Genomic DNA, 22139 nt, shown 5'->3' on the forward strand with positions numbered 1-22139 from the left:
AGCAGACCGGGGTTTCATAAAACTGATTCCCCCTCGCCCTGGCTGGGTAAAGGGGAATCAAACGGCAGTGCACTTTTAGAAGCCTGTACCGTCGGTTAGGTTATCTACGGATAAACAAGTTTAAAACGTGGACCACCGCTCATTGGAATCAGATTGAGCCGCGCGCACGGGTTTAACAACTTTGGCCGCCGGTTTAGCCGCTTTAAAATACTTAGCTTCCGTTTGGTTATGATGAATACGAAATACCGAGACAGCCTGGGTCAAACGACTCGCCTGCTCTTCCAGCGCTGCCGCTGCCGCCGCTGATTCTTCTACCAGCGAAGCATTCTGCTGCGTCACCTGATCCATTTCGGTAACGGCAATAGCGACCTGATCGATACCCCGGCTTTGTTCATCCGATGCCGATGCAATTTCACTCATGATATCGGTCACTCGGGTGACCGCATCGACGATTTCATCCATCGTTTTTCCGGCTGTCTCCACCTGGCTTGAACCCATATCGACTTTATTGACAGAATCTTCAATCAGTCCCTTAATCTCTTTCGCTGCCTGAGCGCTCCGCTGCGCCAGGTTACGTACTTCACTGGCTACAACCGCAAATCCGCGCCCCTGTTCACCGGCACGGGCAGCTTCTACCGCAGCATTAAGCGCCAGAATATTAGTCTGGAAGGCAATGCCGTCAATGACGTTAATAATGTCGGCAATCTTTTGGGAGCTGTTGGCAATGCCGTTCATCGTGCTCACGACATTATCCACCACTCTCCCGCCCCGCCGGGCAGTCTCAGAGGCGCTTAGCGCAAGCTGGCTGGCCTGAGAGGCATTTTCCGCATTCTGCTTAACCGTCGCCGTTAATTCTTCCATGCTGGCCGCGGTTTCTTCCAGCGAGGCTGCCTGCTGTTCGGTACGAGAGGAGAGGTCGTTATTGCCGATAGAAATTTCACTGGCGCCGGTATAGATAGCATCTGCGCTCTCACGCACGCCGCCCACCGTGCTGACCAGACCTGCCTGCATGTTTCTCAGGCTTGCCGCTAGCTGGCCCATTTCATTGGTGCCTTCAACTTCAATTTTACGGACCAGGTCGCCCTCGGAAATATGTCGAATACTGCTAATCAGCTTGTTAAGGGGAACAATCAGGGATTTCTGAAGACCAAACCAGGTAAGGATAGCCACCGCCATGACAAAGAAAATCGTAATCATCAGAATCCAGATGGCCAGGCTGTAAGAAGCGTTGTTTTTAGCGACGACCTCATCAAAGAGCTTGCTGTTATTTTCAAGGTACTTATTTAGCTGAATTTGAAATTCATCCTGATATTTTTGCGTCGGCTGATCGAGAAATTCATCTATTTTCCCCGCCTCCAGTAATTGCGCCAGCTCAACAAGTGCGCCGTGATAGATATCATAATTGCGCGCTATTTCACGGAAGGTTTCCTGGTTTATGCCGGCTTCATTTGTAATCGCGTTATAATCATCCCAGTATTTCTCAGCATTTTTAAGGTTCTTTCTGGCATTAACTAGCATCTCTTTAATTACTGCCTGAATTTCATCCACCGAGCGTGCGTCATTTTGGATCAGCAGGAAACGTGAACCGGCACGGTTCAGGGTAATGCGAGCCTGGAGCAGTTCCGCCCAGGTACCGTTGAGCGTAACCTGCTCATGTCGAATAAGTTGCTGTTGGGAAAAATCATCTTTCGCATCTTTTAGAGCGTTAAAAAATAGACCGCCGGATAGTATCTGCATGAGGCTGAACAGCCCCAACAAAAGCATCAAACTGGTCACCACTCTTATACGCGTTAACATATTTTTCCCTCCATAGATATTAGCTTGCACCCGCAATTTTCATGTCACTAATATACAATCGGTTTGAATCAGAAAAACTGTTGGACTTTTCATCTGCAATAATCATTATTGTGCCGATACAACAGCTAGTTGTCGGCGGCGCTCCCTATATAAGCACCTAAAAACGCGGCTCTGAACGTAGAAAGTGCTGGAAAGTGAAAAAAGTAACGGAGCCATAGCTGTTGGCTCCGTTATTAAAGATCTCAGGTCACAAGAGAAAAAACAGGGAAGCGAGCGTCAAAATCCGTTCCTGACCTCGCTCATATCAGGCAGCTTATGCGCGATGCCCTTATGGCAGTCAACGCAGGTTTGCCCGTCTTTAATAGCCTGGTCGTGCATCTTCGCCGCCACGGTTTTCTGCGCGGTGAGATCCATATAGTCAAAGTTATGGCAGTTACGGCACTCCTGCGAATTGTTGTTCTTCATCCTTCGCCATTCGTTTTGCGCCATCGCCAGTCGGTGGTCGTTAAACTTCTGCGGCGTATCTATCAGGCCGAACGCCTTCGCATACAGCTCCTTGCTGGCCTGAATTTTACGGATCATCTTCGGCACCCACTCGTGCGGAACGTGACAATCCGGGCAGGTGGCCCGCACGCCGCTGCGGTTGTTGTAGTGCACCGTTTCCATATATTCCTGGTAAACGTTGGCGCGCATTTCATGGCAGCCGATACAAAACTCTTCGCGGTTGGTCATCTCCATGCCGGTGTTGAACCCGCCCCAGAAAATGATGCCCGCAGCAAAACCAATCAGCAGCAGCGTGCCCAGCGCCAGACGGCTCGGACGACGCCACCACTGCCAGATACGGCGAATGACGCCCGGCTTACGGTTTGATTTATCCATATTCGCCTCTAGTTCCCAAAGCCTTCAGACGGCGTAAAAGTGTTTCCGACGATAGGAGCAGCATCGGTTTGCGGCACGTGGCATTGCAGGCAGAAATAACGGCGCGGGGCGACGTTAGAGAGGACTTTTCCATCGGCGTCCATAAAGTGCGTTGGGCTGATGCGTGGCGCCCCCGTGGCGCGATAATGCTCAACGCCGTGACACTGCAGGCAGCGGTTAGTATTGGTTGTCACCTGGTAGCCATCCACGCTGTGCGGGATCATCGGCGGCTGATTCACATAGTTCAGCGCCATACGCTCCTGCTGCTTTGGCATGCGTACCGAGCCTTCCGGCGTCCCCGACACTTCCGGCGACTGGTTAAGATTCACGCCGTTCGCCGCCCATAACGCGCCGCTCGCCACCAGGGCTAACGCCGCCATCCATTGAAACAACGCCTTTGTCAGGACATGGCTTTTCATGATTTTGCTCCCGAACTCCATCGTATTGTTATTTTGAAAACATCCTCGGGACAGATATCGATACAGCGACCGCAGTTCAGGCAGTCGCGGCTCGTCACCCGCGCCGGGCTGTGTTTATCCAGTACCGGAGCGCGCAGCACCTGCGGCTCCGGGCAAACGTGAAAACAATCCATACAGCGGGTGCAGCGTTCGCGCCCGGAGGTTTGCACCTCAATTACGCCTTTACCGCCGATAGCGCCATAAAGGGCGCCGAGCGGGCAAAGATGGCCGCACCAGCCGTGTTCAACCACCAGTAAATCGAAGGCAAAAAGCGCAGCCAGTAGCCAGCTGCCCGCCCCGAAACCGAACACCAGGCCGCGTCCCATCAACGACACCGGATTGATCCATTCCCAGATCAGCGAGCCGGTTAACGCGCTGCCCGCCAGTATCAGCGCCAGCAGCAGATAGCGCAGCCAGCGGGGCAGCGTAGCCGAGGCGTTAAAGCCCGTTTTACGACGCAGCCAGGCGGCAAGATCGGTGAGCGGATTCACCGGGCAAACCCAGGCGCAAAAGATCCTTTTACCCAGCAGCGCATAGCCGCCCGCCACGATGCCCGCCCCGCTTAGCGCCAGCACGGCGGGAAGATGACCGCTAAGCAGGCTTTGCAGCACCAGCAGCGGATCGCTTAACGGAACGCTGTCCAGCAACAGGCTGCCGCTGTAGTTGCCATGCAGGATCCACACGCCCAACAGCGGACCGCTGAGAAACAGCAGCAGCACAGCAAGCTGCGTGCAGCGGCGCATCAGCAACCACCTGTGGCTAAGCGGCCAGCCCTTTTTCGCAACGGCATCGCGCCCGGCGTCCTGCTTATGGTTTGCCATCTTTTCCCTCCAGCCAGCCGAAGCGGTAGTGGCGCCCCACCTCCCCTTTCGCCATTGCGAGCGGCAGTACTTTTATCGCCGCCTGCTCCAGCACGCATGCCTGTTCGCACTTGCCGCAGCCGGTACAGGCGTCGCTGTGTACGGTGGGCAAAAAGCGCGCATGTTTACCGGTGCGCGCATTGCGTTCCAGCTCAAGCGTGATGGCTTTGTCGATGGACGGGCAGACGCGATAGCAAACGTCGCAGCGCAGGCCCTGATAGTTCAGGCAGCTTTCGTGATCCAGCAGTACCGCAAGCCCCATGCGCGCGGCGTCAATCGAAGCAATGTCGCTATCCAGCGCGCCGCTTGGGCAGGCTTTGGCGCAGGGAATGTCCTCGCACATTTCACAGGGAATATCCCGCGCCACGAAATAAGGCGTGCCCGCCGATAACCCGGAAGCCAGCGTCGCCAGCTTCAGCGTGTCGTAAGGGCATGCCTGCACGCACTGGCCGCAGCGTACGCAGGCGCGGGAAAATGCCTCCTCATCCAGCGCGCCCGGCGGACGCAGCCGCACACCGTGCGCCCTGGCGGTCTGCTGTTGCAGCCCAAGAACCACGGCGATGGCGGCAAGTCCGCCCGCTGCCCGCGCAACATCACGCAGAAAGCGGCGACGCGCCGGTTGAGAAAGATTCACCCGAGGCATAGCGCGTTACGCCTTCGCCAGCTTCACGGCGCACTTCTTGAAATCCGTCTCTTTAGAGAGCGGATCCGTCGCGTCGAGCGTCAGGTTATTAACCAGCTGCGCGGCGTCGAAGAACGGCATATAAACCAGCCCCTGCGGCGGCTTATTGCGCCCGCGCGTTTCGACAATGGAAATAACCTCGCCGCGGCGGGAGACCACCTTCACCTTGTCGCCGCGCTTAAGGTCGCGCGCTTTCGCATCCAGAGGATGGATAAACAACACGGCTTCCGGGAAAGCGCGGTGCAACTCCGGCACGCGGCGCGTCATGCTGCCGGTATGCCAGTGCTCCAGCACGCGACCGGTAGAGAGCCACAGATCGTATTCTTTATCCGGCTCTTCTGCGGCAGGTTCGAAAGGCAGCGCGAAGATCACCGCTTTGCCGTCCGGCTTGCCGTAGAATTTGTAGCCTTCCCCGGCTTTTACGTAGGGATCGTTGCCTTCGCTGTAGCGCCACAGCGTCTCTTTGCCGTCCACGACCGGCCAGCGCAGACCGCGCGCCTTATGGTAATCGTCGAAAGGCGCCAGATCGTGGCCGTGGCCGCGTCCGAATGCGGCATACTCTTCAAAGAGTCCTTTTTGCAGATAGAAGCCCAGCTCGCGGGATTCATCGTTAAGCTGATCCTCTGCCAGTTCGCTCAGCGGGAACTTGCTGACCGCTTCGCTTGCGAACAGCACGTCGAATAGCGTCTTGCCGCGATATTCTGGTTTTTTATCAACCAGCTCCGCAGGCCACACCTCTTCAACTTTGAAGCGCTTAGCGAACTGCACCAGCTGCCAGAGATCCGACTTCGCCTCACCGGGCGCCGGAACCTGCTGGCGCCAGAACTGCGTGCGGCGCTCGGCGTTGCCGTAAGCCCCTTCTTTTTCCACCCACATAGCGGTAGGCAGGATCAGATCCGCCGCCAGCGCGCTGATGGTTGGATAGGGATCGGAGACGATCACGAAGTTGCGCGGATCGCGCCAGCCCGGCATACGCTCTTCATTAATGTTCGGGCCGGCCTGCATATTGTTATTACACATCACCCAGTAGACGTTCAGCTTGCCGTCTTTCAGCGCGCGATCCTGCGCTACGGCATGCAGGCCCACTTTAGCGGGAACGGTGCCGGCAGGCAGCTTCCACATCTTTTCAGCGATTTCGCGGTGCTTGTCGTTTGTCACCACCATATCCGCCGGCAGACGGTGCGAGAACGTCCCCACTTCGCGGGCGGTGCCGCAGGCGGAGGGCTGGCCGGTCAGCGAGAACGGACCGCAGCCCGGCTGGGAGATTTTGCCGGTCAGCAGGTGCAGGTTATAGACGAGGTTGTTCGCCCAGACGCCACGCGTATGCTGGTTAAAGCCCATCGTCCAGTAAGAGATGACTTTTTTATGCGGATCGGCGTACAGCTTCGCTAATGCTTCAAGCTGATCTTTCGGCACGCCGCTCATTGCAGCCGTTTTCTCCAGCGTGTACTCGGCGACAAAAGCTTTGTATTCGTCAAAGCTCATCGGCTCGGAGGCGTCGGAGCCCGGATTCTTCGCCGCCTTTTCCAGCGGGTGCGTTGGACGCAGGCCGTAGCCGATATCCGTCACGCCTTTACGCAGGTTCACGTGCTGCCTGAAGAACGACTCGTTTACCGCATCGTTCTGGATGATGTAGTTGGCGATATAGTTAAGGATCGCCAGATCGCTTTGCGGCGTGAAGACCATACCGTTGTCGGCCAGCTCAAAGCTGCGGTGCTGGAAGGTGGAAAGCACGGCCACGTTGACCTTTTCATCGGACAGGCGGCGGTTGGTGATGCGCGACCACAATATCGGGTGCATCTCCGCCATGTTGGAGCCCCAGAGCACAAAGGCATCGGCCTGCTCGATATCATCATAGCAGCCCATCGGCTCATCCATACCAAAGGTGCGCATGAAGCCGACCACCGCAGAAGCCATGCAGTGGCGCGCGTTAGGGTCGATATTGTTTGAACGGAACCCGGCTTTAAACAGCTTGGCCGCCGCATAGCCTTCCCAGACGGTCCACTGCCCCGAGCCAAACATGCCGATGGCGTCCGGCCCTTTGGCTTTCAGGCTGGTTTTAAATTTCTCCTCCATGATGTCGAAGGCCTGCTCCCAGCTAACCGGGGCGAATTCACCTTCTTTATCGTAACGGCCGTCTTTCATGCGCAGCAGCGGCTGGGTCAGGCGGTCTTTTCCGTACATGATTTTCGGCAGAAAGTAGCCTTTAATGCAGTTCAGGCCGCGGTTAACCGGCGCATCAGGATCGCCCTGGCTTGCCACGATACGGCCATTCTGCGTCCCCACCAGCACGCCGCAGCCCGTCCCGCAGAAGCGGCACGGCGCTTTATCCCATTTGATAGCATCCTGTTTTCCGACAACCGCGCGAGCGGCGCCCGGCACGCTCAGGCCTGCCGCCGCCGCGGCTGCCGCGACGGCGTTCGCTTTCATAAAACTACGTCGACTGAGTTTCATGGTGTTTCCTCACCTTCCTCATCCTGCTGGTGATAAACCAGCGATACCGCCAGCACGTTTGCGATATTGCGTGCCGACTCAATTTGCGTGAGCAGCGCATCGCTACGCGCTGCCTCCATCACCACCACCAGCTTGCCGTGTTCGGCATCGCTTGCGGCGACCTCGCTACCGGCAAGCGCGCTCAGGGCGGCGCTAACGGCAGGAATATGTTGGGGATGCGCCTGTACGATCAGGCCACAGACGTGCCAGCTAGTTTGCATCAGCGTGCCTCATCGTCAGAGCGGATGCCGGACATCCGGAGATACAGCCGCCGCACGCGTTGCATGCGGCGCGGTTAAGTTGGGGCAGCGATATTCCCTGCGCCGAAGGGCGAAACGCGATGGCCTGCATTTCACAAACGTCCTGACAGCTGCGGCATTCCACCCCGCTCCAGGCCAGGCAGGCGTCGCTGATAAAAAGAGTGTGTTCCCATGGCGACGCTTCGCGCCGCTGGAAAAGCCGTTGCGGGCAAGCGTCTGCGCAGGCGGAGCAGAAAGTGCATTCGCCTTTGCTGAAGTCGATTTCAGGGTATCCGCCTCGCCCGCGCCGCAAAATACGGGTTTCGCAAACCGGCAGGCAGGCATCACAGCGAATACATTCAGTGAGGAAATGCTCCTCGTCCCCGCTCCAGGGAGGGCGAAAAGCCGTCGCGTTACCGCGCCAGCTACCGGTCAATAATCCACGTCGGGACAGCTCAGCCATTGGGCACATCCTTGCATCACAAACGCCGCCCCACGAGCGTGAGGCCAGCAAATACGTCATTGTTATTTCCGTAGTTTTCTACGGGTTTTTATTGAGGGTTACGTTATGTGACAAAGGGGTGGTAGAGGCATCCCCCTAAAGGGGTAAATGCCGTTGTGGGATCAAAGATGCATAGGATTTGGAGGAATTGGCGGCTTGCTGCGGGGAAGGTGAAGATCTCTCCTTCGTCGCGCTGCCCGGGCTTCACCTGGGTAAAATGTAACTCCAATGAGAAAATTCTGATCGCCGGGCGTTAATCGCCTCGTTCAGTTTTGCAAGCCGGGCCGAAATAACCACAACAAACGTTTGAGCAAGCGCGCCTTTCTGGTACGTTTCGCCCACCATGGATTTTAAGAGGTCATTCGTGCTGTGATGGCGCAACGCTCGGTCCGGGCAAGCCTTGCCCGCGCATTCCTTTATATCGTTTTGCTGTCGCTGCTCTCGACGGGCATCGCCATCCTGACGCTCGCCAGCAGTTTACGGGATGCAGAGGCGGTTAACGTGGCGGGTTCGCTGCGCATGCAAAGCTATCGTCTTGGCTACGATTTACAGGGCGATCGCGCGCACCTGAACGAACATCTTGCGCAATACAATCAGTCGTTGCGCTCTGAAGCCCTGCTCAACCCGGGCCGTTTTTGGGTGCCGGAAGAAGTGCGTGAGCGATACGACGCCATTAACAACGCCTGGCGCGATATGGAACATCACGTTCGTCAGGGCGATACCGGCTGGTATCATGCCCATATCGCAAGCTACGTGGCGCAAATCGATCTGTTTGTGCTGGCGCTCCAGCATTATGCCGAGCGAAAGATGATGCAGGTCGTCGCCACGTCGGTGGTGGGATTCATCGCTATTTTCACGCTGGTCTTTTTTACGCTTCGCCGCTTCCGCCACCAGGTTGTCGCCCCGCTCAAAAAGCTGATGCTCGCCAGCAAATCTGTCGAGCGTGGCGAGTTCGATCATCCTCCTCTTGATACCAGCCTGCCCAATGAAATTGGCCTGCTTGCCCACACCTTCACGCGCATGGCGGACGAACTGCAACGGCTTTACCGCTCCCTTGAAGATAAGGTGCAGCAAAAAACGCTAAGCCTGCAGGAAGCAAATCGCACGCTTGAAGTCCTCTACTCCTGCTCGCAGGCGCTGAACGTCAGCACGATCGACAGGCATTGTTTTACGCAGATCCTTCAGCTTGTTCGCCAGCAGGAAAAGGTGGATTACCTTGAGATGCTGGTGGGGGAAAACTGGCTGTTGAGCGAAGGCACGCCGCAGGAGTCCGTTCCCTGGCAGTCGGTGGCCATCGCGCAGCAGGACGGTGAGCCAGGCCTGCTGCGCTGGCAGGCTTCTGCCGGCTCGCCGCCCATGCCGCTGATGCAAAGCGTGGCGACCATGCTGGGACGCGGCCTCTATTTCAACCAGGCGCAAAAACATTATCAGCAGCTGCTGCTGATGCAGGAACGAGCGACCATCGCCCGCGAGCTGCACGATTCCCTGGCGCAGGTGCTTTCTTATTTGCGCATACAGCTCACGCTGCTTAAGCGCGCGGTGCCTGAAGAAAATGCGCGCGCGCAAAGAATAATCGGCGATTTTTCCCAGGCGCTAAACGACGCCTACCGGCAGCTGCGGGAGCTGTTGACAACGTTCCGTCTGACGCTGCAACAGGCCGATCTGCCCGCGGCCCTGCAGGAGATGATCGCCCCGCTTCGCCAACAAACGAATGCAACGATTCGCCTCGACTGTAGAATGCCCACTCACGAGCTGGACGCGCAGCAGCAGGTGCATCTGCTGCAAATTATTCGTGAAGCTGTGCTAAACGCTATCAAACATGCAGAAGCGCAAGAGATAGCAATAACCTGCACCACTTCCCCTACCGGCGAACACGCGGCGGCTATTGTTGATGACGGCAAGGGAATTGCGAGCCTGAGCGAGCCGGAAGGCCATTATGGCCTGAATATCATGCACGAGCGGGCCGCCCAGCTGGGCGGACAGCTAACCATTTCCCGCCCCGCGCAGGGTGGAACGCTGATTATGATAACTTTTCGTTCGTCGGCGTCAGATAACAACGATAATGATGAAAATAGCAGGAGCAGCGATGAGTGAGCGAATTGTCTTTGAAGTGTTGATTGTCGACGATCATCCGTTGATGCGGCGGGGCATTCGCCAGCTGCTGGAGATGGACGACGGTTTCGTCGTGGCCGGTGAAGCAAGCAGCGGCACCGAAGCCATCGGTCTGGCGAATCGACTTGATCCCGATCTCATCCTGCTCGATTTGAATATGAAAGGGCTGAGCGGGCTGGATACGCTCAACGCCCTGCGTCGGGAAGGCGTCAGCGCCCGTATTATCGTCCTGACCGTGTCAGATTCGCGCAGCGATGTCTTCACGCTGATTGATGCCGGCGCCGATGGCTACTTACTCAAAGATAGCGAGCCGGAAACGTTACTGGATGATATTCGCCGTGGAGCAGAAGGCGGGAGAGCTTTCAGCGCGCAGGTCGCCGAGTATTTGCGCACCCGGGGAACGCACAAACGCAGCGGCGCGCCGTTCGCCACGCTGACCGAACGCGAGCTGGACGTTTTGCAGGAAGTGGCAAGAGGCCTGTCTAACAAGCAAATCGCAGCCGGCCTGCATATTTCAGAAGAGACGGTGAAGGTCCACGTCCGCAATTTATTACGTAAACTCCAGGTTCGTTCACGCGTGGCGGCGACGGTGCTATTTCTTGAAAGCCGCGGAGATTAACCCCTTGAATTTGACAGCCGGTATCAATAGCGCGCTAAGATAATTTACATTATCTTCTCAATTTCTCCACGTTTGGACCTGAGGTTAAGGCTACAGTGACCGCAGCCCCCATAACTACAATCTGCAGCGCTTACGAGGTTCCATCCAGATGGCGAATTTTTTTATCAGCCGCCCCATTTTCGCCTGGGTGCTGGCCATTATTTTGTGCCTCACCGGCGCGCTGGCTATTTTTTCGCTCCCCGTTGAGCAATATCCCGACCTCGCCCCGCCAAAGGTACGCATCAGCACTAACTATCCGGGGGCTTCAGCCCAAACGCTGGAAAATACCGTCACCCAGGTCATCGAGCAGAATATGACCGGCATCGACAATCTGATGTATATGTCGTCGCAAAGCAGCAGCACCGGCCAGGCCACGATCATGCTGAACTTTAAAGCCGGGACCGATCCGAATGAAGCCGTGCAGCAGGTGCAAAATCAGCTGCAGTCCGCGCTGCGTAAATTGCCGCAGGCCGTGCAGACTCAGGGCGTCACGGTAAGAAAAACCGGAGACACCAATATCCTGATGGTGGCCTTCGTTTCCACCGATGGCAGCATGGATAAACAGGATATCGCCGACTATGTGGCGAGTAATATTCAGGATCCGCTCAGCCGTATTAACGGCGTCGGGGACGTGGATGCTTACGGCTCGCAGTATTCCATGCGTATCTGGCTTAACCCAACCAAACTCACCGGCCTGCAGCTAACCACGCAGGACGTGGTCGATGCGATTAACGCGCAGAACGCGCAGGTAGCCGTTGGGCAACTCGGAGGAACGCCGTCGGTTGACCGGCAGGCTCTAAACGCGACCATCAACTCCCAGTCTTTACTGCAGACGCCACAGCAATTTAAGGACATTACGCTGCGTGTTAATCAGGACGGTTCGCTGGTGACGCTGGGCGATGTGGCGGAAGTGGAGCTGGGGGCTGAAAAATATGATTTCCTGAGCCGCTATAACGGCCAGGCGGCCTCGGGCCTCGGCATCAAGCTCGCTTCGGGGGCGAATGAGATGGAGACGGATAAGCTCGCCCGCGCCAAAATTGAAGAGCTGTCTCAGTTCTTCCCGCACGGGCTGGAAGCGAAAATCGCTTATGAAACTACGCCGTTCGTCAAGGCCTCTATCAAAGACGTGGTAAAAACGCTGCTGGAAGCCATTCTGCTGGTATTCCTCGTCATGTACCTGTTTTTGCAGAATTTCCGCGCAACGCTCATTCCCACCATCGCCGTGCCCGTGGTGCTGATGGGGACTTTTTCGGTGCTCTACGCCTTCGGCTACAGCGTTAATACGCTCACCATGTTCGCCATGGTGCTGGCGATCGGCCTGCTGGTGGATGACGCCATCGTCGTGGTGGAGAACGTCGAGCGCATCATGAGCGAAGAAGGTCTGTCGCCCAGGGAGGCAACCCGCAAGTCGATGGGCCAGATACAGGGCGCGCTGGTGGGGATTGCGCTGGTGCTTTCCGCCGTGTTCGTGCCGATGGCTTTCTTCGGCGGCACCACGGGCGCTATTTATCGCCAGTTTTCGATCACCATAGTTTCGGCCATGGTGCTTTCGGTGCTGGTGGCGATGATCCTTACTCCTGCGCTTTGCGCCACGTTGCTTAAACCCTTACATAAAGGTGAACATCACGGTCAGAAAGGCTTTTTCGGCTGGTTTAACCGCATGTTCAACCGTAATGCCGCGCGCTATGAAAGCAGCGTAGGTAAAATTCTGGCGCGCAGCGCACGCTGGATACTGATTTACGCGCTGCTGCTGGGCGGAATGGTATTCCTGTTCCTTCGGCTGCCCACCTCATTCCTGCCGCTAGAAGACCGTGGAGTGTTCACCACATCCGTTCAGCTCCCGAGCGGCTCAACGCAGCAGCAGACGCTGAAGGTCGTTGCGGATATCGAACAGTATTACCTGACGAAAGAAAAAGATAACGTGCTGTCGGTCTTCTCCACCGTGGGCGCAGGTCCCGGGGGGAACGGGCAAAACGTGGCGCGAATGTTTGTGCGCCTGAAGGACTGGGAAGCGCGCGATCCGGACACGGGCAGCTCTTTCGCCATTATCGAGCGGGCCACTAAGGCCTTCCGTAACATCAAAGAAGCACGCGTTATCGCCAGCAGCCCACCGGCCATCAGCGGCCTGGGTAACGCAGCCGGGTTTGATATGGAGCTGCAGGATCACGGCGGCGCCGGGCACGATGCGCTGATGAACGCGCGCGACCAGCTGCTCAACCTGGCCGACAATGAACCGGGGCTGACCCGCGTTCGTCATAATGGTCTGGACGATAGCCCGCAGATGCAGATAGATATCGATCAGCGAAAAGCGCAGGCGCTGGGCGTGTCTATTGACGATATCAACGACACCCTGCAAACGGCCTGGGGCTCCAGCTATGTGAATGACTTTATGGATCGCGGCCGCGTGAAAAAGGTCTATGTGCAGGCCGCCGCGAAGTATCGCATGCTGCCGGAAGATGTTAACCAGTGGTACGTGCGTAACAAAGACGGCGGCATGGTGCCGTTCTCCGCCTTCTCTTCCTCGCGGTGGACTACGGGCTCGCCTCGTCTGGAACGCTACAACGGCTATTCTGCCGTAGAGATCGTAGGCGAGGCCGCGCCTGGCGTGAGTACCGGCGCGGCAATGCAGATTATGGAAGGCCTGATGCATAAACTGCCGAATGGGTTTGGGCTTGAATGGACGGGCATGTCTTATCAGGAGCGGCTTTCGGGCGCGCAGGCGCCAGCCTTATATGCGGTATCGCTGCTGGTGGTCTTCTTATGTCTTGCCGCCCTCTATGAAAGCTGGTCGGTGCCGTTTTCCGTTATGCTCGTCGTACCGCTTGGCGTAATCGGCGCCCTGTTCGCCACCTGGATGCGGGGGCTTGAGAATGACGTCTACTTCCAGGTTGGGCTACTTACCGTTATTGGCCTGTCGGCGAAGAATGCGATATTGATCGTGGAGTTCGCCAACGATCTGAATGCCCAGGGACGGGAGCTGGTCGCAGCCACTCTCGACGCCTGCCGCCAGCGTTTACGCCCGATTCTGATGACCTCGCTGGCCTTTATCTTCGGCGTGCTGCCAATGGCAACCAGCAGCGGCGCAGGCTCCGGCAGCCAGCATGCGGTAGGCACGGGCGTGATGGGCGGCATGATCTCAGCGACGGTGCTGGCAATCTTCTTTGTGCCGCTGTTCTTTGTGCTGGTGCGTCGCCGCTTCCCGCTTAAAGAGCCGCAGGCAGGCTGAGCGATCAAAAGCGCACAAAAAAGGCGGCCTTTTGGGTCGCCTTTTTCAGCTGTGCTCAGGATAATATTCAAATAAGCACATTGCGCTCTTGCAGTTTTCTGGTCAGATCATTTACGAAGCATATCTTCAATGAAATCTTTCCAGTTCCCCAGTTCATGCTCAATCATAACAGCCTCTCTTATAATTGCTTTAATTATACGCAATGCAACCCGTGGCGTGAAGCTATACTCGCCTGCTCCTTTCCCGGCCATTCCTCCCTATATATTGCTATTGCGTCAGGTTTAATTTTAACCCGTGCTTTGTTTATTAATGTGACGGAGCACCTGAAACAAAATGTTTCTCCAATTTTCAGAAGTTTCGCGGATTTGGCAGCGCGGGCGCGCCCGCAGCTATTCTGGCGGTTTTTACAGGAGGGAACGGATGAAATAACGGCATTGAAACTATTATTAAAGACATTTATATATTCAGTTTAAGATAAGGAAAAATTCTGTCAGCGCGAAGAACCTTAATTTACATATGCAGCGAGCCTGCATAGCTGATGAATTTTTATTCGATTCAGCTCATCTTAGCTATATTCAGTGACGATAAGCGTAGCATTCAGATTATATTTTTCCGTCGTACTTTATTACCATTTAGCATCATTCTAATTATCTGATTAAAAGATCAGGAAATCGACAAAAGGACTGAAAGCGCATGATTACCCTTTACGGCATTAAAAACTGCGACACCATCAAAAAGGCGCGCCGCTGGCTGGAAGCTCACGGCGTCGAATATCAGTTTCATGACTACCGTGCGGATGGCCTGCAGGCCGATTTGCTTAACGGCTTTATCGCAGAGCTGGGATGGGAAGCGCTGCTGAACACGCGCGGCACCACCTGGCGTAAGCTGGATGAGGCGCGTCGCGAATCCATAACAGACGCGCAGTCGGCGGCCGCTTTAATGTCCGAAATGCCCGCAATCATCAAACGCCCATTGCTCTGCGCGCCCGGGCAGCCTATGCTGCTGGGTTTCAATGAATCGAACTATCAGCAGTTTATCAACGAGGTATAGTCTTATGTCCTGCCCGGTTATTGAGCTGACGCAACAGCTTATCCGCCGCCCTTCCCTGAGCCCCGACGATGCAGGCTGTCAGGCGCTGCTCATTGAGCGGCTACGCGCTATCGGTTTTACCGTTGAGCACATGGACTTTGGCGACACGCAAAACTTCTGGGCGTGGAGAGGACAGGGCGAAACGCTGGCGTTTGCTGGTCATACCGATGTCGTGCCCTCCGGCGATGCGGACCGCTGGATAAACCCGCCCTTCGAGCCGACCATTCGCGACGGCATGCTGTTTGGCCGCGGCGCTGCTGATATGAAAGGGTCGCTTGCGGCGATGGTCGTGGCAGCAGAGCGTTTTGTGGCTCAGCATCCAAACCATAAAGGCCGGCTGGCGTTTCTCATCACTTCCGATGAGGAAGCCAGCGCCAAAAATGGCACCGTTAAGGTGGTGGAAGCGCTGATGGAGCGCCGCGAGCGTCTCGATTATTGCCTGGTGGGCGAGCCTTCCAGCACCGAGGTTGTAGGTGACGTGGTGAAAAACGGTCGTCGCGGGTCGCTGACCTGCAACCTGACGATTCATGGCGTGCAGGGGCACGTTGCCTATCCGCATCTGGCGGATAACCCGGTTCACCGTGCGGCGCCGATGCTAAGCGAGCTGGTGGCTATTGAGTGGGACCAGGGTAACGAGTTTTTCCCGGCGACCAGCATGCAGATCGCCAACGTCCAGGCCGGCACCGGCAGCAACAACGTCATCCCGGGCGAGATGTTTGTGCAGTTTAACTTCCGCTTCAGCACCGAGCTGACCGATGCGGAGATCAAGCAGCGGGTGACAGCCCTGCTTGAGAAGCACCAGCTGCGCTACACGCTGGACTGGTGGCTTTCCGGCCAGCCGTTCCTTACCTCACGCGGCAGGCTTGTCGATGCGGTAGTGAACGCCGTTGAGCACTATAATGAAATCAGGCCGCAGCTATTAACCACCGGCGGCACGTCCGATGGACGCTTTATCGCACGTATGGGCGCACAGGTGGTGGAGCTTGGGCCGGTGAATGCGACCATTCATAAAATTAATGAATGCGTCAACGCCGCCGACCTGCAGCTCCTCGCCCGTATGTATCAACGTATTATGGAACAGCTTGTCGCCTGACGGGCTCCATTTAATTTAACCTCGCCACAGTATCTGGCGTTGCGGCAAGCCAGCCCGGACCTGGCCCGATGAGCCTGTTAGTAAGCGATTCGGGTAAGTAAGCGCAGCTAACGCCGCAACGATGTCAGGGAAAAAGGCGAAAGAGGGGTATTAGCATGGAATGGCTATCGCATTACTGGTGGGTCATCGTACTGGTGCTGTTGCTGGGAATTTTCCTTAATGTTATTAAGGATCTGAAACGTATCGACCCGAAAAAATACATGGCCAACAAACCCGATCTGCCCCCGCATCGTGATTTTAACGACAAGTGGGATGACGAGGACGACTGGCCGAAGAAAAAGCCTTAGTTCAGCTAATCACGTCGGGTGGCGCGGCGCTTACCCGACCTACATAAATTCAACGATATCGTCGTCATTCGGTTTGCCTGCGCTTAACGCCTCGTCAAAATAGTGCTTCGGCACCGTATAACGCAGGTGGTTGAGCGCAATCTGAATGCTGCGCTCATCGATGGCATGGCCCAAATCATCTATCACGTCCAGCGTGAAATCCCCACCGGCGCGCTCAAGCGCCTCCGATGCCTCAAAGGCGTGCTGCACATTAATCACATTGTCTTTAGCGCCGTGAATCAGATGGAAGGTTGTGGCCGTTGGCGCCTGGCGTGGAAGCGCCGCATAACGCCCGTTAAAGGTCACCACGCGAGCAGCAAGTTCCGGCACGGCTTTAATGCTTTCAAGGGCCATCGTCGCCCCCTGCGAGAAGCCAATCAGCGCCGTGGCGCTTCCGGGAACGCCACTCTGTTGCTGCCAGTAGCGCGCCACGTCAATAAACGTCGCCATAACGGCGTCAATACGAGCCTGACGGTTCTCCTCCGTCACGCCGGCCTCTGAAAACCATTCAAAACCCTGATGCGGGCCGCTCGGGCTCGGGCCGCCAATGCTCACGACTAAAGCGTCAGGAAACCGGGGCGCAAACCAGCTACCGATTTCACCCATAGCGACGGGGTTATCGCCCGCGCCATGAAACAGCAGCAGTAACTGTTTTGCCGGTGCGGAGGGACGCTGAACAACAAAGTGCTCATGTTTCATGGTATCTCCTTAAGTTTCTGCCGCTGACGATTGCATTTGCAAAAGAGAATTTTTGAGCGCAACGCTCCGTGGTGTATCAAGTTTTTCCAGCGCCTGCTGCGCCTCTTGCCGCATCGCCGCCAGCAACGCTTTGCGCCCGGAAAGACGAAGCTCCTGAGACAGCGCCTGCGCCTTAAGCCTGCGCTGAACCCCGCCACGTAAAGCCTTTAACGGCAGATCGCAGGCCGTCAGCAGGCGGCTGAGCGAGCCCAGGCAGGCTTCCAGCGGGCGGTGCGCAAAGGCAAAACCGGCCAGCTCAAGCCAGTCATCACTATTTAGCGTAGTCGCTGGATGAGATGCGATGGGTAAAGGCCTGGCTATCCACGGCTGCAGGCAAGCGATATCTCGCTGCAGGCGAAGATGCTCGTGCCGGGTGAGCGCAGCGCCTGCATCGCTCAGCGGTAACAGCGCCATCGCCGTATAGCAGCCGCTGCTGGCTTCACGATGGCTCCCGACGCGAACCAGCACGAACCCGCAGCTTTCCCAGAATCGCCACAGCTCGTCGGTAAAGCCAAAGCTTACCGATAAATAGTCCACGTTCGGCTGCGCCCCCGCTTTCGCCATCGCCATCATCTGCTGCCCCAACCGCTGCCGCTGCCGTAACGGATGCACGGCAATGCGGCTTACGCGCAGCCCCTTTAAGGTCGCGGCCAGCGGGCTGCCGCCGTGGGCAGAAAGAGATTGCGCCACAAGATTTCCACGCGGCCGACGCAAGCCAGCCCACACCGCCCGGCTGAGATTTTCATCCAGCCCGCCCTCTTCCACCAGCCAGACTGCGCCAACGGTTTCACCGCCACAGCGGGCGGCAATGACATGTTGCCCACGGGCGTCAAGCATGCGCCGCCAGTCCAGCGGCGAGGTGCGATAGTGCGCTCCCGAGAGCAAGCGATACATCTGCTGAAGCTGGCCGACTTCGTCTTGTGCGACCGAATTCAGCGTGGCCTCCCCCCGGGCAACGTGAGTGAAATCTGCTTCCTCAAACAGCAAAATGCTGTCGATTAACGACTCCAGAGGATCGTGCTGCGCCCAGCGAATGGGGGCTGAAAGAGCGTAACGAGTGAGCGAATCAACGCCCGCGCAAAACTTCAGTAAGAATCCCCGCCCGGTGCCTTCGTATCCCTGAACCGTAGTGGTAAGCAGCGTGCGCGGGAAACGGGCAATCAGCTGGCGTAACTGCGGCGCCGGCAACGCAGCGGCTTCATCAATAATTAACCACGGCGCCTCCTGCCCTTGCGGCTGAGCCAGAAGCGCGTCCGGGGCGATGAAATTGAAGTTTTCCCCCGCGTGTAGCGCCAGCACATCTGTGGCTACCCGCGTCGGTGCCGTCACCAGCGCTTTGCCTGAGAGGCTTTTCAGCAGCATACCTGCAAGCGCAGATTTTCCCCTGCCGCGTGGCGCAGTTACCACCGCCACGCCTGGCGGCATGGCTTGCAGCGCGGAAAGAATTTCGGCCTGCTCCCGTTCAGGCGCGCCGTTTGCGGGATGCCAGGGCGCACGGGCGCGAAACTCGGGTAAGCGAAACGGCTGATGCTGCTGCCAGAGATAAGTTTCGCTATCGGCAAGCACGCAGCGCTGGAGGTGGGAGATAAAGTTCGGCGTGGCAACGGGCTGCGGGCTGTCGCTCCAGCGGCAGGAATCCGTATCGGGAAGTTGCGGCCAGCAAAGCCAGTCGGGCGCCAGCATAACCAGCCAGCTCCCGGCCTTTAGCGTTCCGGCAAGGACCGCGAGCGCTTCCGCATCCAGCCCGCTGCGGGCGTCAAAGACCGCATGGAGAAACTCCCGGCCAAGCAGCCTGCGCATGGCCGAAGGCGCGCAGTTCAACGGAAGCTCAGGCGCCGCGCCAACCCATAGCCAGTCGCCGGCAAGCTGGCCGGTCAGCGAGCTTATCTGCTGGCTGCTCCAGGCGGCTTCGCCTGCAAGGATAAGCAGACGCCGGATACCGGCGCTGGCCATGTCGGCCGTGACGAGTCGAAGCTGTTCCATGCCTGCAATCCTTATTGCCGTTTATAGCCGGGCGCTCTTAGCGGACATTATTCCCGAAGGTATCACACTGTGCAGGATCGCCGCTGTCAAAGCCGCGTTTAAACCAGGTGTAACGCTGTTCAGAGGTGCCGTGAGTAAAGCTGTCCGGCACAACGCGTCCCTGTCCTTTCTGCTGCAGACGATCGTCACCAATCGCCTCAGCGGCATTCAGCGCTTCCTGCAAATCACCGACATCCAGCACCTCCTGCTTTTGCATGCTGTTGCCCCAGACGCCGGCAAAGCAGTCGGCCTGCAGCTCCATCTTCACCGACAGCTTGTTGCCTTCCACCTGGGAGGCGCCCTGCTGAAGCTGACGGACTTTAGGCTCGATGCCTAATAGTTTCTGGACGTGGTGACCGACTTCATGAGCGATGACGTAGCCCTGGGCAAAATCGCCGTCGGCGCCCAGTTTGCTTTTCATCTCGTCATAGAAAGAGAGGTCGATATAGACGGTGCTGTCCGTCGGACAGTAGAACGGCCCCATCACCGACTGGCCCGTGCCGCAGCCAGTACGCGTGGCGCCGCGGTACATCACCAGTTTCGGCTGCTGATAGGTGCGGCCCATTTTCTGGAAGATCTGGCCCCAGGTATCTTCCGTGGTAGCCAGAATAACCGAGGTGAACTTTGCCGCTTCGTCATCGTTCGGGCTGATGGAACGCTGTGTAGTTTGCTGCGTGACCGGCTGACCGCCGCCAAGAAGCGCGGAGAGATCCACCCCGTAGTATCCCGCGACGACCACGACGATTAGCAGGACAATCCCACCTTTACCACGAGGTATACGAAATCCACCGCCGCCGCCAAAATTCGGTCCGGAGGAACTGTTACGCCTGTCTTCTACGTTGTCGCTTTCGCGACGACCTTGCCAACGCATGGCTTACTCCATTATTCACAGCCTGTAATAAGTAGATCGTAGGTGGTTAATCCCTGGATTACCATAAGAAACAGGATGTGAAAAAGCCGAATGTGCAAAACACATCCGGCCTCAGAAAATAGCGCGTGCGAAACTAGTCTAACTTAACGCCAAGACGGTGGGCCACTTCTTCGTAGGCTTCAATCAGGCCGCCCAGGCTCTGGCGGAAACGGTCTTTGTCCATTTTGTCGAGGGTTTCTTTATCCCACAGGCGGCTGCCGTCCGGAGAAAACTCATCGCCCAGCACCACTTCGCCTTTGAACAAGCCAAACTCCAGCTTGAAATCCACCAGGATAAGGCCGGCGTCATCAAATAATTTGCTCAGCACATCGTTAGCTTTGTAGCTCAACTCACGCATGCGGGCGAGATGCGCTTTGCTTACCCAGCCAAAGGTTTCGCAGTAAGACTCGTTGACCATCGGGTCATGCATCGCATCGTTCTTCAGGAACAGGTCAAACAGCGGCGGATTAAGCTCAATACCCTCTTCAATGCCCAGACGCTTCACCAGCGATCCGGCGGCGCGGTTGCGGATAACGCACTCAACCGGCACCATATCGAGCTTTTTCACCAGCACTTCATTATCGGAAAGTAGCCGCTCCATTTGCGTAGGAATGCCCGCCTCTTCCAGCCTGGCCATAATGAAATGGTTAAACTTGTTGTTTACCATTCCCTTACGGTCGAACTGCTCAATGCGCGCGCCGTCTCCTGCTGACGTATCATTGCGGAATTCGAGCACCAACAGATCCGGGTTTTCGGTGCTGTATACGGTCTTCGCTTTGCCACGATACAACTCAGCTTGCTTTTGCATCTTTCTTACTCCAGGTGTGATTTAACTAAAAATTCCGCTATCTGTTGCTACGCACACGTTTGCGTCACCGACCAGAAAAAAGGCCGGATCGCTCCGGCCCTTAAATTTACCTGCTGAATGCCGCCTGGAATACGGCGACCAGCGCGTCGTTCTGCGACTGCGTCAGGGTGTGCCCTTTCGGATCGATAAACTGCAGGCTGCTGCGGTTATCGAGGTCGCCCACCTGTAGCTTATAGTCGCCGCTGGCAAGTTCCGGATCTTTCGCCCCTAGCTCCTGCCAGTCGCTGTCGGACAACGGCTTGTAGGTGACGGCCATGCTGCCGGTAGAGCGGGTGGAATCGGTCACTTTCATGCCGGCTTTTTCAAGCGTTGCCGGCAAGCGGCTCCAGACCACGTTGAACGGACCGCGCACCACCAGCATCGGCAAGCCGGTATCATCCGCTGCGCTCTGGACATCAAGCTGGGCGGAAGAGCGGTTATCCTTCGCGTTTTGCAGATCGGTCTGTGCTTTATCGAGGCCTGCGCTGATAACGTTAAGCATTTGCGCGCTGTAGCGCTGCATTGAGGCGGCATCCGATACCGGCCTGCCGGCCTGCTCCAGGCCCAGCAGCTTCACGACCACCGCCTGCTGATAGCCCTGCGGCTTCACGGCGATTTGATAGCGGCCGCGATACTGCTCGTCTTCATCGGCACGGTTCCACTGTACCCAATCGGTTGTTAGCGTCTGGCTTGCGTCATCACGCTTATCGATGGTGTAGTTGTTAGCCTGAATAACGCTGACCACCTGCGGCCATAGCGTAGCGCCACGAGCGCTTTCTACCATTAACGAAGCGGTATCGCCGGTAAACTGGGTACGCGCCCCGCTAACCAGCGCCAGCGGTTGAGCTGGCGGACGGATATCAAGCTGTTTGCCTACTGCGCCGCCGCCTTTGGTAACCGGAATATTATATTGACCGTTTTCCACCGGCAGGATCATGCCTGCCGGAGCGTGGATATCCGCCAGCGGCGCTGCATCCAGATAGGATTCATCGCCGCTAACCTGGCGCTTATAACGCTGGTCGCTGCTGCATGCCGCCAGCAGCATCGCGAGCGTCACCACTGCAACCTTCGCCACCATCGACTTCTGTACTGAGTAAGCCATCAAATCT

The 22139-nt window shown here is 56.8% G+C and carries 20 protein-coding genes; 6 read left to right on the forward strand and 14 right to left on the reverse strand.

Going from position 1 to position 22139, the window contains the following annotated elements:
- Positions 1–120: 120 nt before the first annotated feature.
- From WLO31_RS14780 to napF, 8 genes are all read right to left on the reverse strand, one after another.
- Positions 121–1797: a methyl-accepting chemotaxis protein gene (locus tag WLO31_RS14780; RefSeq protein WP_435927367.1), complete on the reverse strand. Its 1677-nt coding sequence runs from the start codon at positions 1795–1797 to the stop codon at positions 121–123.
- A 276-nt stretch (positions 1798–2073) separates the two neighbouring features.
- Entirely contained in the window at positions 2074–2676 is a 603-nt protein-coding gene (gene napC, locus WLO31_RS14785; RefSeq protein ID WP_435927368.1) for a cytochrome c-type protein NapC, read from the reverse strand.
- 8 nt (positions 2677–2684) lie between these two features.
- Entirely contained in the window at positions 2685–3134 is a 450-nt protein-coding gene (napB, locus tag WLO31_RS14790) for a nitrate reductase cytochrome c-type subunit (RefSeq protein WP_435927369.1), read from the reverse strand.
- Positions 3131–3994 (reverse strand): quinol dehydrogenase ferredoxin subunit NapH, encoded by an 864-nt coding sequence (napH, locus tag WLO31_RS14795; RefSeq protein ID WP_435927370.1) that lies wholly within the window; start codon positions 3992–3994, stop codon positions 3131–3133. The genes napB and napH overlap by 4 nt, the downstream gene beginning before the upstream one ends.
- Positions 3981–4676 carry a ferredoxin-type protein NapG gene (gene napG / locus WLO31_RS14800; RefSeq protein WP_435927371.1) on the reverse strand — a complete coding sequence of 232 codons (696 nt, stop codon included), beginning with the start codon at positions 4674–4676 and terminating at the stop codon, positions 3981–3983. Before napG ends, napH begins: the two co-directional genes overlap by 14 nt.
- Before the next feature lie 6 nt (positions 4677–4682).
- Positions 4683–7169 carry a nitrate reductase catalytic subunit NapA gene (napA, locus tag WLO31_RS14805; protein ID WP_435927372.1) on the reverse strand — a complete coding sequence of 829 codons (2487 nt, stop codon included), beginning with the start codon at positions 7167–7169 and terminating at the stop codon, positions 4683–4685.
- Complete coding sequence (gene napD, locus WLO31_RS14810; protein ID WP_435927373.1) at positions 7166–7429, reverse strand: chaperone NapD; 264 nt, start codon at positions 7427–7429, stop codon at positions 7166–7168. Before napD ends, napA begins: the two co-directional genes overlap by 4 nt.
- Positions 7419–7910: a ferredoxin-type protein NapF gene (gene napF / locus WLO31_RS14815; RefSeq protein ID WP_435927374.1), complete on the reverse strand. Its 492-nt coding sequence runs from the start codon at positions 7908–7910 to the stop codon at positions 7419–7421. The genes napD and napF overlap by 11 nt, the downstream gene beginning before the upstream one ends.
- Before the next feature lie 411 nt (positions 7911–8321).
- On the opposite strand from napF, the gene narQ reads away from it, so the two are divergent.
- The 3 genes from narQ to acrD all read left to right on the forward strand — a co-directional run bounded on the left by narQ (position 8322) and on the right by acrD (position 13945).
- Positions 8322–10043, forward strand: a complete 1722-nt coding sequence (gene narQ / locus WLO31_RS14820) for a nitrate/nitrite two-component system sensor histidine kinase NarQ (RefSeq protein ID WP_435930622.1) — start codon at positions 8322–8324, stop codon at positions 10041–10043.
- Complete coding sequence (narP, locus tag WLO31_RS14825) at positions 10036–10680, forward strand: nitrate/nitrite response regulator protein NarP (protein ID WP_435927375.1); 645 nt, start codon at positions 10036–10038, stop codon at positions 10678–10680. Before narQ ends, narP begins: the two co-directional genes overlap by 8 nt.
- A 148-nt stretch (positions 10681–10828) precedes the next feature.
- Entirely contained in the window at positions 10829–13945 is a 3117-nt protein-coding gene (gene acrD / locus WLO31_RS14830; RefSeq protein ID WP_435927377.1) for a multidrug efflux RND transporter permease AcrD, read from the forward strand.
- A 107-nt stretch (positions 13946–14052) separates the two neighbouring features.
- On the opposite strand, the gene ypfM is transcribed toward acrD, so the two are convergent.
- Entirely contained in the window at positions 14053–14112 is a 60-nt protein-coding gene (gene ypfM, locus WLO31_RS14835; RefSeq protein ID WP_087867655.1) for a protein YpfM, read from the reverse strand.
- A 526-nt stretch (positions 14113–14638) separates the two neighbouring features.
- On the opposite strand from ypfM, the gene WLO31_RS14840 reads away from it, so the two are divergent.
- The 3 genes from WLO31_RS14840 to WLO31_RS14850 all read left to right on the forward strand — a co-directional run bounded on the left by WLO31_RS14840 (position 14639) and on the right by WLO31_RS14850 (position 16474).
- A complete protein-coding gene (locus tag WLO31_RS14840; protein WP_435927378.1) occupies positions 14639–14995 on the forward strand; it encodes an ArsC family reductase in 357 nt (118 codons plus the stop codon).
- 4 nt (positions 14996–14999) lie between these two features.
- Entirely contained in the window at positions 15000–16127 is a 1128-nt protein-coding gene (gene dapE / locus WLO31_RS14845) for a succinyl-diaminopimelate desuccinylase (protein WP_435927379.1), read from the forward strand.
- 155 nt (positions 16128–16282) lie between these two features.
- Entirely contained in the window at positions 16283–16474 is a 192-nt protein-coding gene (locus WLO31_RS14850) for a YpfN family protein (protein ID WP_167613456.1), read from the forward strand.
- A gap of 39 nt (positions 16475–16513) precedes the next feature.
- On the opposite strand, the gene ypfH is transcribed toward WLO31_RS14850, so the two are convergent.
- The 5 genes from ypfH to bamC all read right to left on the reverse strand — a co-directional run bounded on the left by ypfH (position 16514) and on the right by bamC (position 22132).
- Positions 16514–17212 (reverse strand): esterase, encoded by a 699-nt coding sequence (gene ypfH / locus WLO31_RS14855; RefSeq protein WP_435927380.1) that lies wholly within the window; start codon positions 17210–17212, stop codon positions 16514–16516.
- A 9-nt stretch (positions 17213–17221) separates the two neighbouring features.
- Positions 17222–19234 carry a tRNA(Met) cytidine acetyltransferase TmcA gene (locus WLO31_RS14860; protein ID WP_435927381.1) on the reverse strand — a complete coding sequence of 671 codons (2013 nt, stop codon included), beginning with the start codon at positions 19232–19234 and terminating at the stop codon, positions 17222–17224.
- 37 nt (positions 19235–19271) lie between these two features.
- Positions 19272–20144, reverse strand: a complete 873-nt coding sequence (gene ypfJ / locus WLO31_RS14865; protein ID WP_435927382.1) for a KPN_02809 family neutral zinc metallopeptidase — start codon at positions 20142–20144, stop codon at positions 19272–19274.
- Positions 20145–20277: 133 nt separating this feature from the next.
- Entirely contained in the window at positions 20278–20991 is a 714-nt protein-coding gene (gene purC / locus WLO31_RS14870) for a phosphoribosylaminoimidazolesuccinocarboxamide synthase (protein WP_435927383.1), read from the reverse strand.
- Between the two features lie 106 nt (positions 20992–21097).
- Entirely contained in the window at positions 21098–22132 is a 1035-nt protein-coding gene (gene bamC, locus WLO31_RS14875) for an outer membrane protein assembly factor BamC (protein WP_435927384.1), read from the reverse strand.
- Positions 22133–22139: the final 7 nt, after the last annotated feature.

This window comes from Dryocola sharpae (genome assembly GCF_051307055.1).
Taxonomy (GTDB): domain Bacteria; phylum Pseudomonadota; class Gammaproteobacteria; order Enterobacterales; family Enterobacteriaceae; genus Dryocola.

What these genes read in the sequence shown, in the direction of transcription:
- WLO31_RS14780 (WP_435927367.1), bottom strand. Translation starts at nt 1,797, where the DNA reads ATGTTAACGCGTATAAGAGTGGTGACCAGTTTGATGCTTTTGTTGGGG.
- napC (WP_435927368.1), bottom strand. Translation starts at nt 2,676, where the DNA reads ATGGATAAATCAAACCGTAAGCCGGGCGTCATTCGCCGTATCTGGCAG.
- napB (WP_435927369.1), bottom strand. Translation starts at nt 3,134, where the DNA reads ATGAAAAGCCATGTCCTGACAAAGGCGTTGTTTCAATGGATGGCGGCG.
- napH (WP_435927370.1), bottom strand. Translation starts at nt 3,994, where the DNA reads ATGGCAAACCATAAGCAGGACGCCGGGCGCGATGCCGTTGCGAAAAAG.
- napG (WP_435927371.1), bottom strand. Translation starts at nt 4,676, where the DNA reads ATGCCTCGGGTGAATCTTTCTCAACCGGCGCGTCGCCGCTTTCTGCGT.
- napA (WP_435927372.1), bottom strand. Translation starts at nt 7,169, where the DNA reads ATGAAACTCAGTCGACGTAGTTTTATGAAAGCGAACGCCGTCGCGGCA.
- napD (WP_435927373.1), bottom strand. Translation starts at nt 7,429, where the DNA reads ATGCAAACTAGCTGGCACGTCTGTGGCCTGATCGTACAGGCGCATCCC.
- napF (WP_435927374.1), bottom strand. Translation starts at nt 7,910, where the DNA reads ATGGCTGAGCTGTCCCGACGTGGATTATTGACCGGTAGCTGGCGCGGT.
- narQ (WP_435930622.1), top strand. Translation starts at nt 8,322, where the DNA reads ATGGCGCAACGCTCGGTCCGGGCAAGCCTTGCCCGCGCATTCCTTTAT.
- narP (WP_435927375.1), top strand. Translation starts at nt 10,036, where the DNA reads ATGAGTGAGCGAATTGTCTTTGAAGTGTTGATTGTCGACGATCATCCG.
- acrD (WP_435927377.1), top strand. Translation starts at nt 10,829, where the DNA reads ATGGCGAATTTTTTTATCAGCCGCCCCATTTTCGCCTGGGTGCTGGCC.
- WLO31_RS14840 (WP_435927378.1), top strand. Translation starts at nt 14,639, where the DNA reads ATGATTACCCTTTACGGCATTAAAAACTGCGACACCATCAAAAAGGCG.
- dapE (WP_435927379.1), top strand. Translation starts at nt 15,000, where the DNA reads ATGTCCTGCCCGGTTATTGAGCTGACGCAACAGCTTATCCGCCGCCCT.
- WLO31_RS14850 (WP_167613456.1), top strand. Translation starts at nt 16,283, where the DNA reads ATGGAATGGCTATCGCATTACTGGTGGGTCATCGTACTGGTGCTGTTG.
- ypfH (WP_435927380.1), bottom strand. Translation starts at nt 17,212, where the DNA reads ATGAAACATGAGCACTTTGTTGTTCAGCGTCCCTCCGCACCGGCAAAA.
- WLO31_RS14860 (WP_435927381.1), bottom strand. Translation starts at nt 19,234, where the DNA reads ATGGAACAGCTTCGACTCGTCACGGCCGACATGGCCAGCGCCGGTATC.
- ypfJ (WP_435927382.1), bottom strand. Translation starts at nt 20,144, where the DNA reads ATGCGTTGGCAAGGTCGTCGCGAAAGCGACAACGTAGAAGACAGGCGT.
- purC (WP_435927383.1), bottom strand. Translation starts at nt 20,991, where the DNA reads ATGCAAAAGCAAGCTGAGTTGTATCGTGGCAAAGCGAAGACCGTATAC.
- bamC (WP_435927384.1), bottom strand. Translation starts at nt 22,132, where the DNA reads ATGGCTTACTCAGTACAGAAGTCGATGGTGGCGAAGGTTGCAGTGGTG.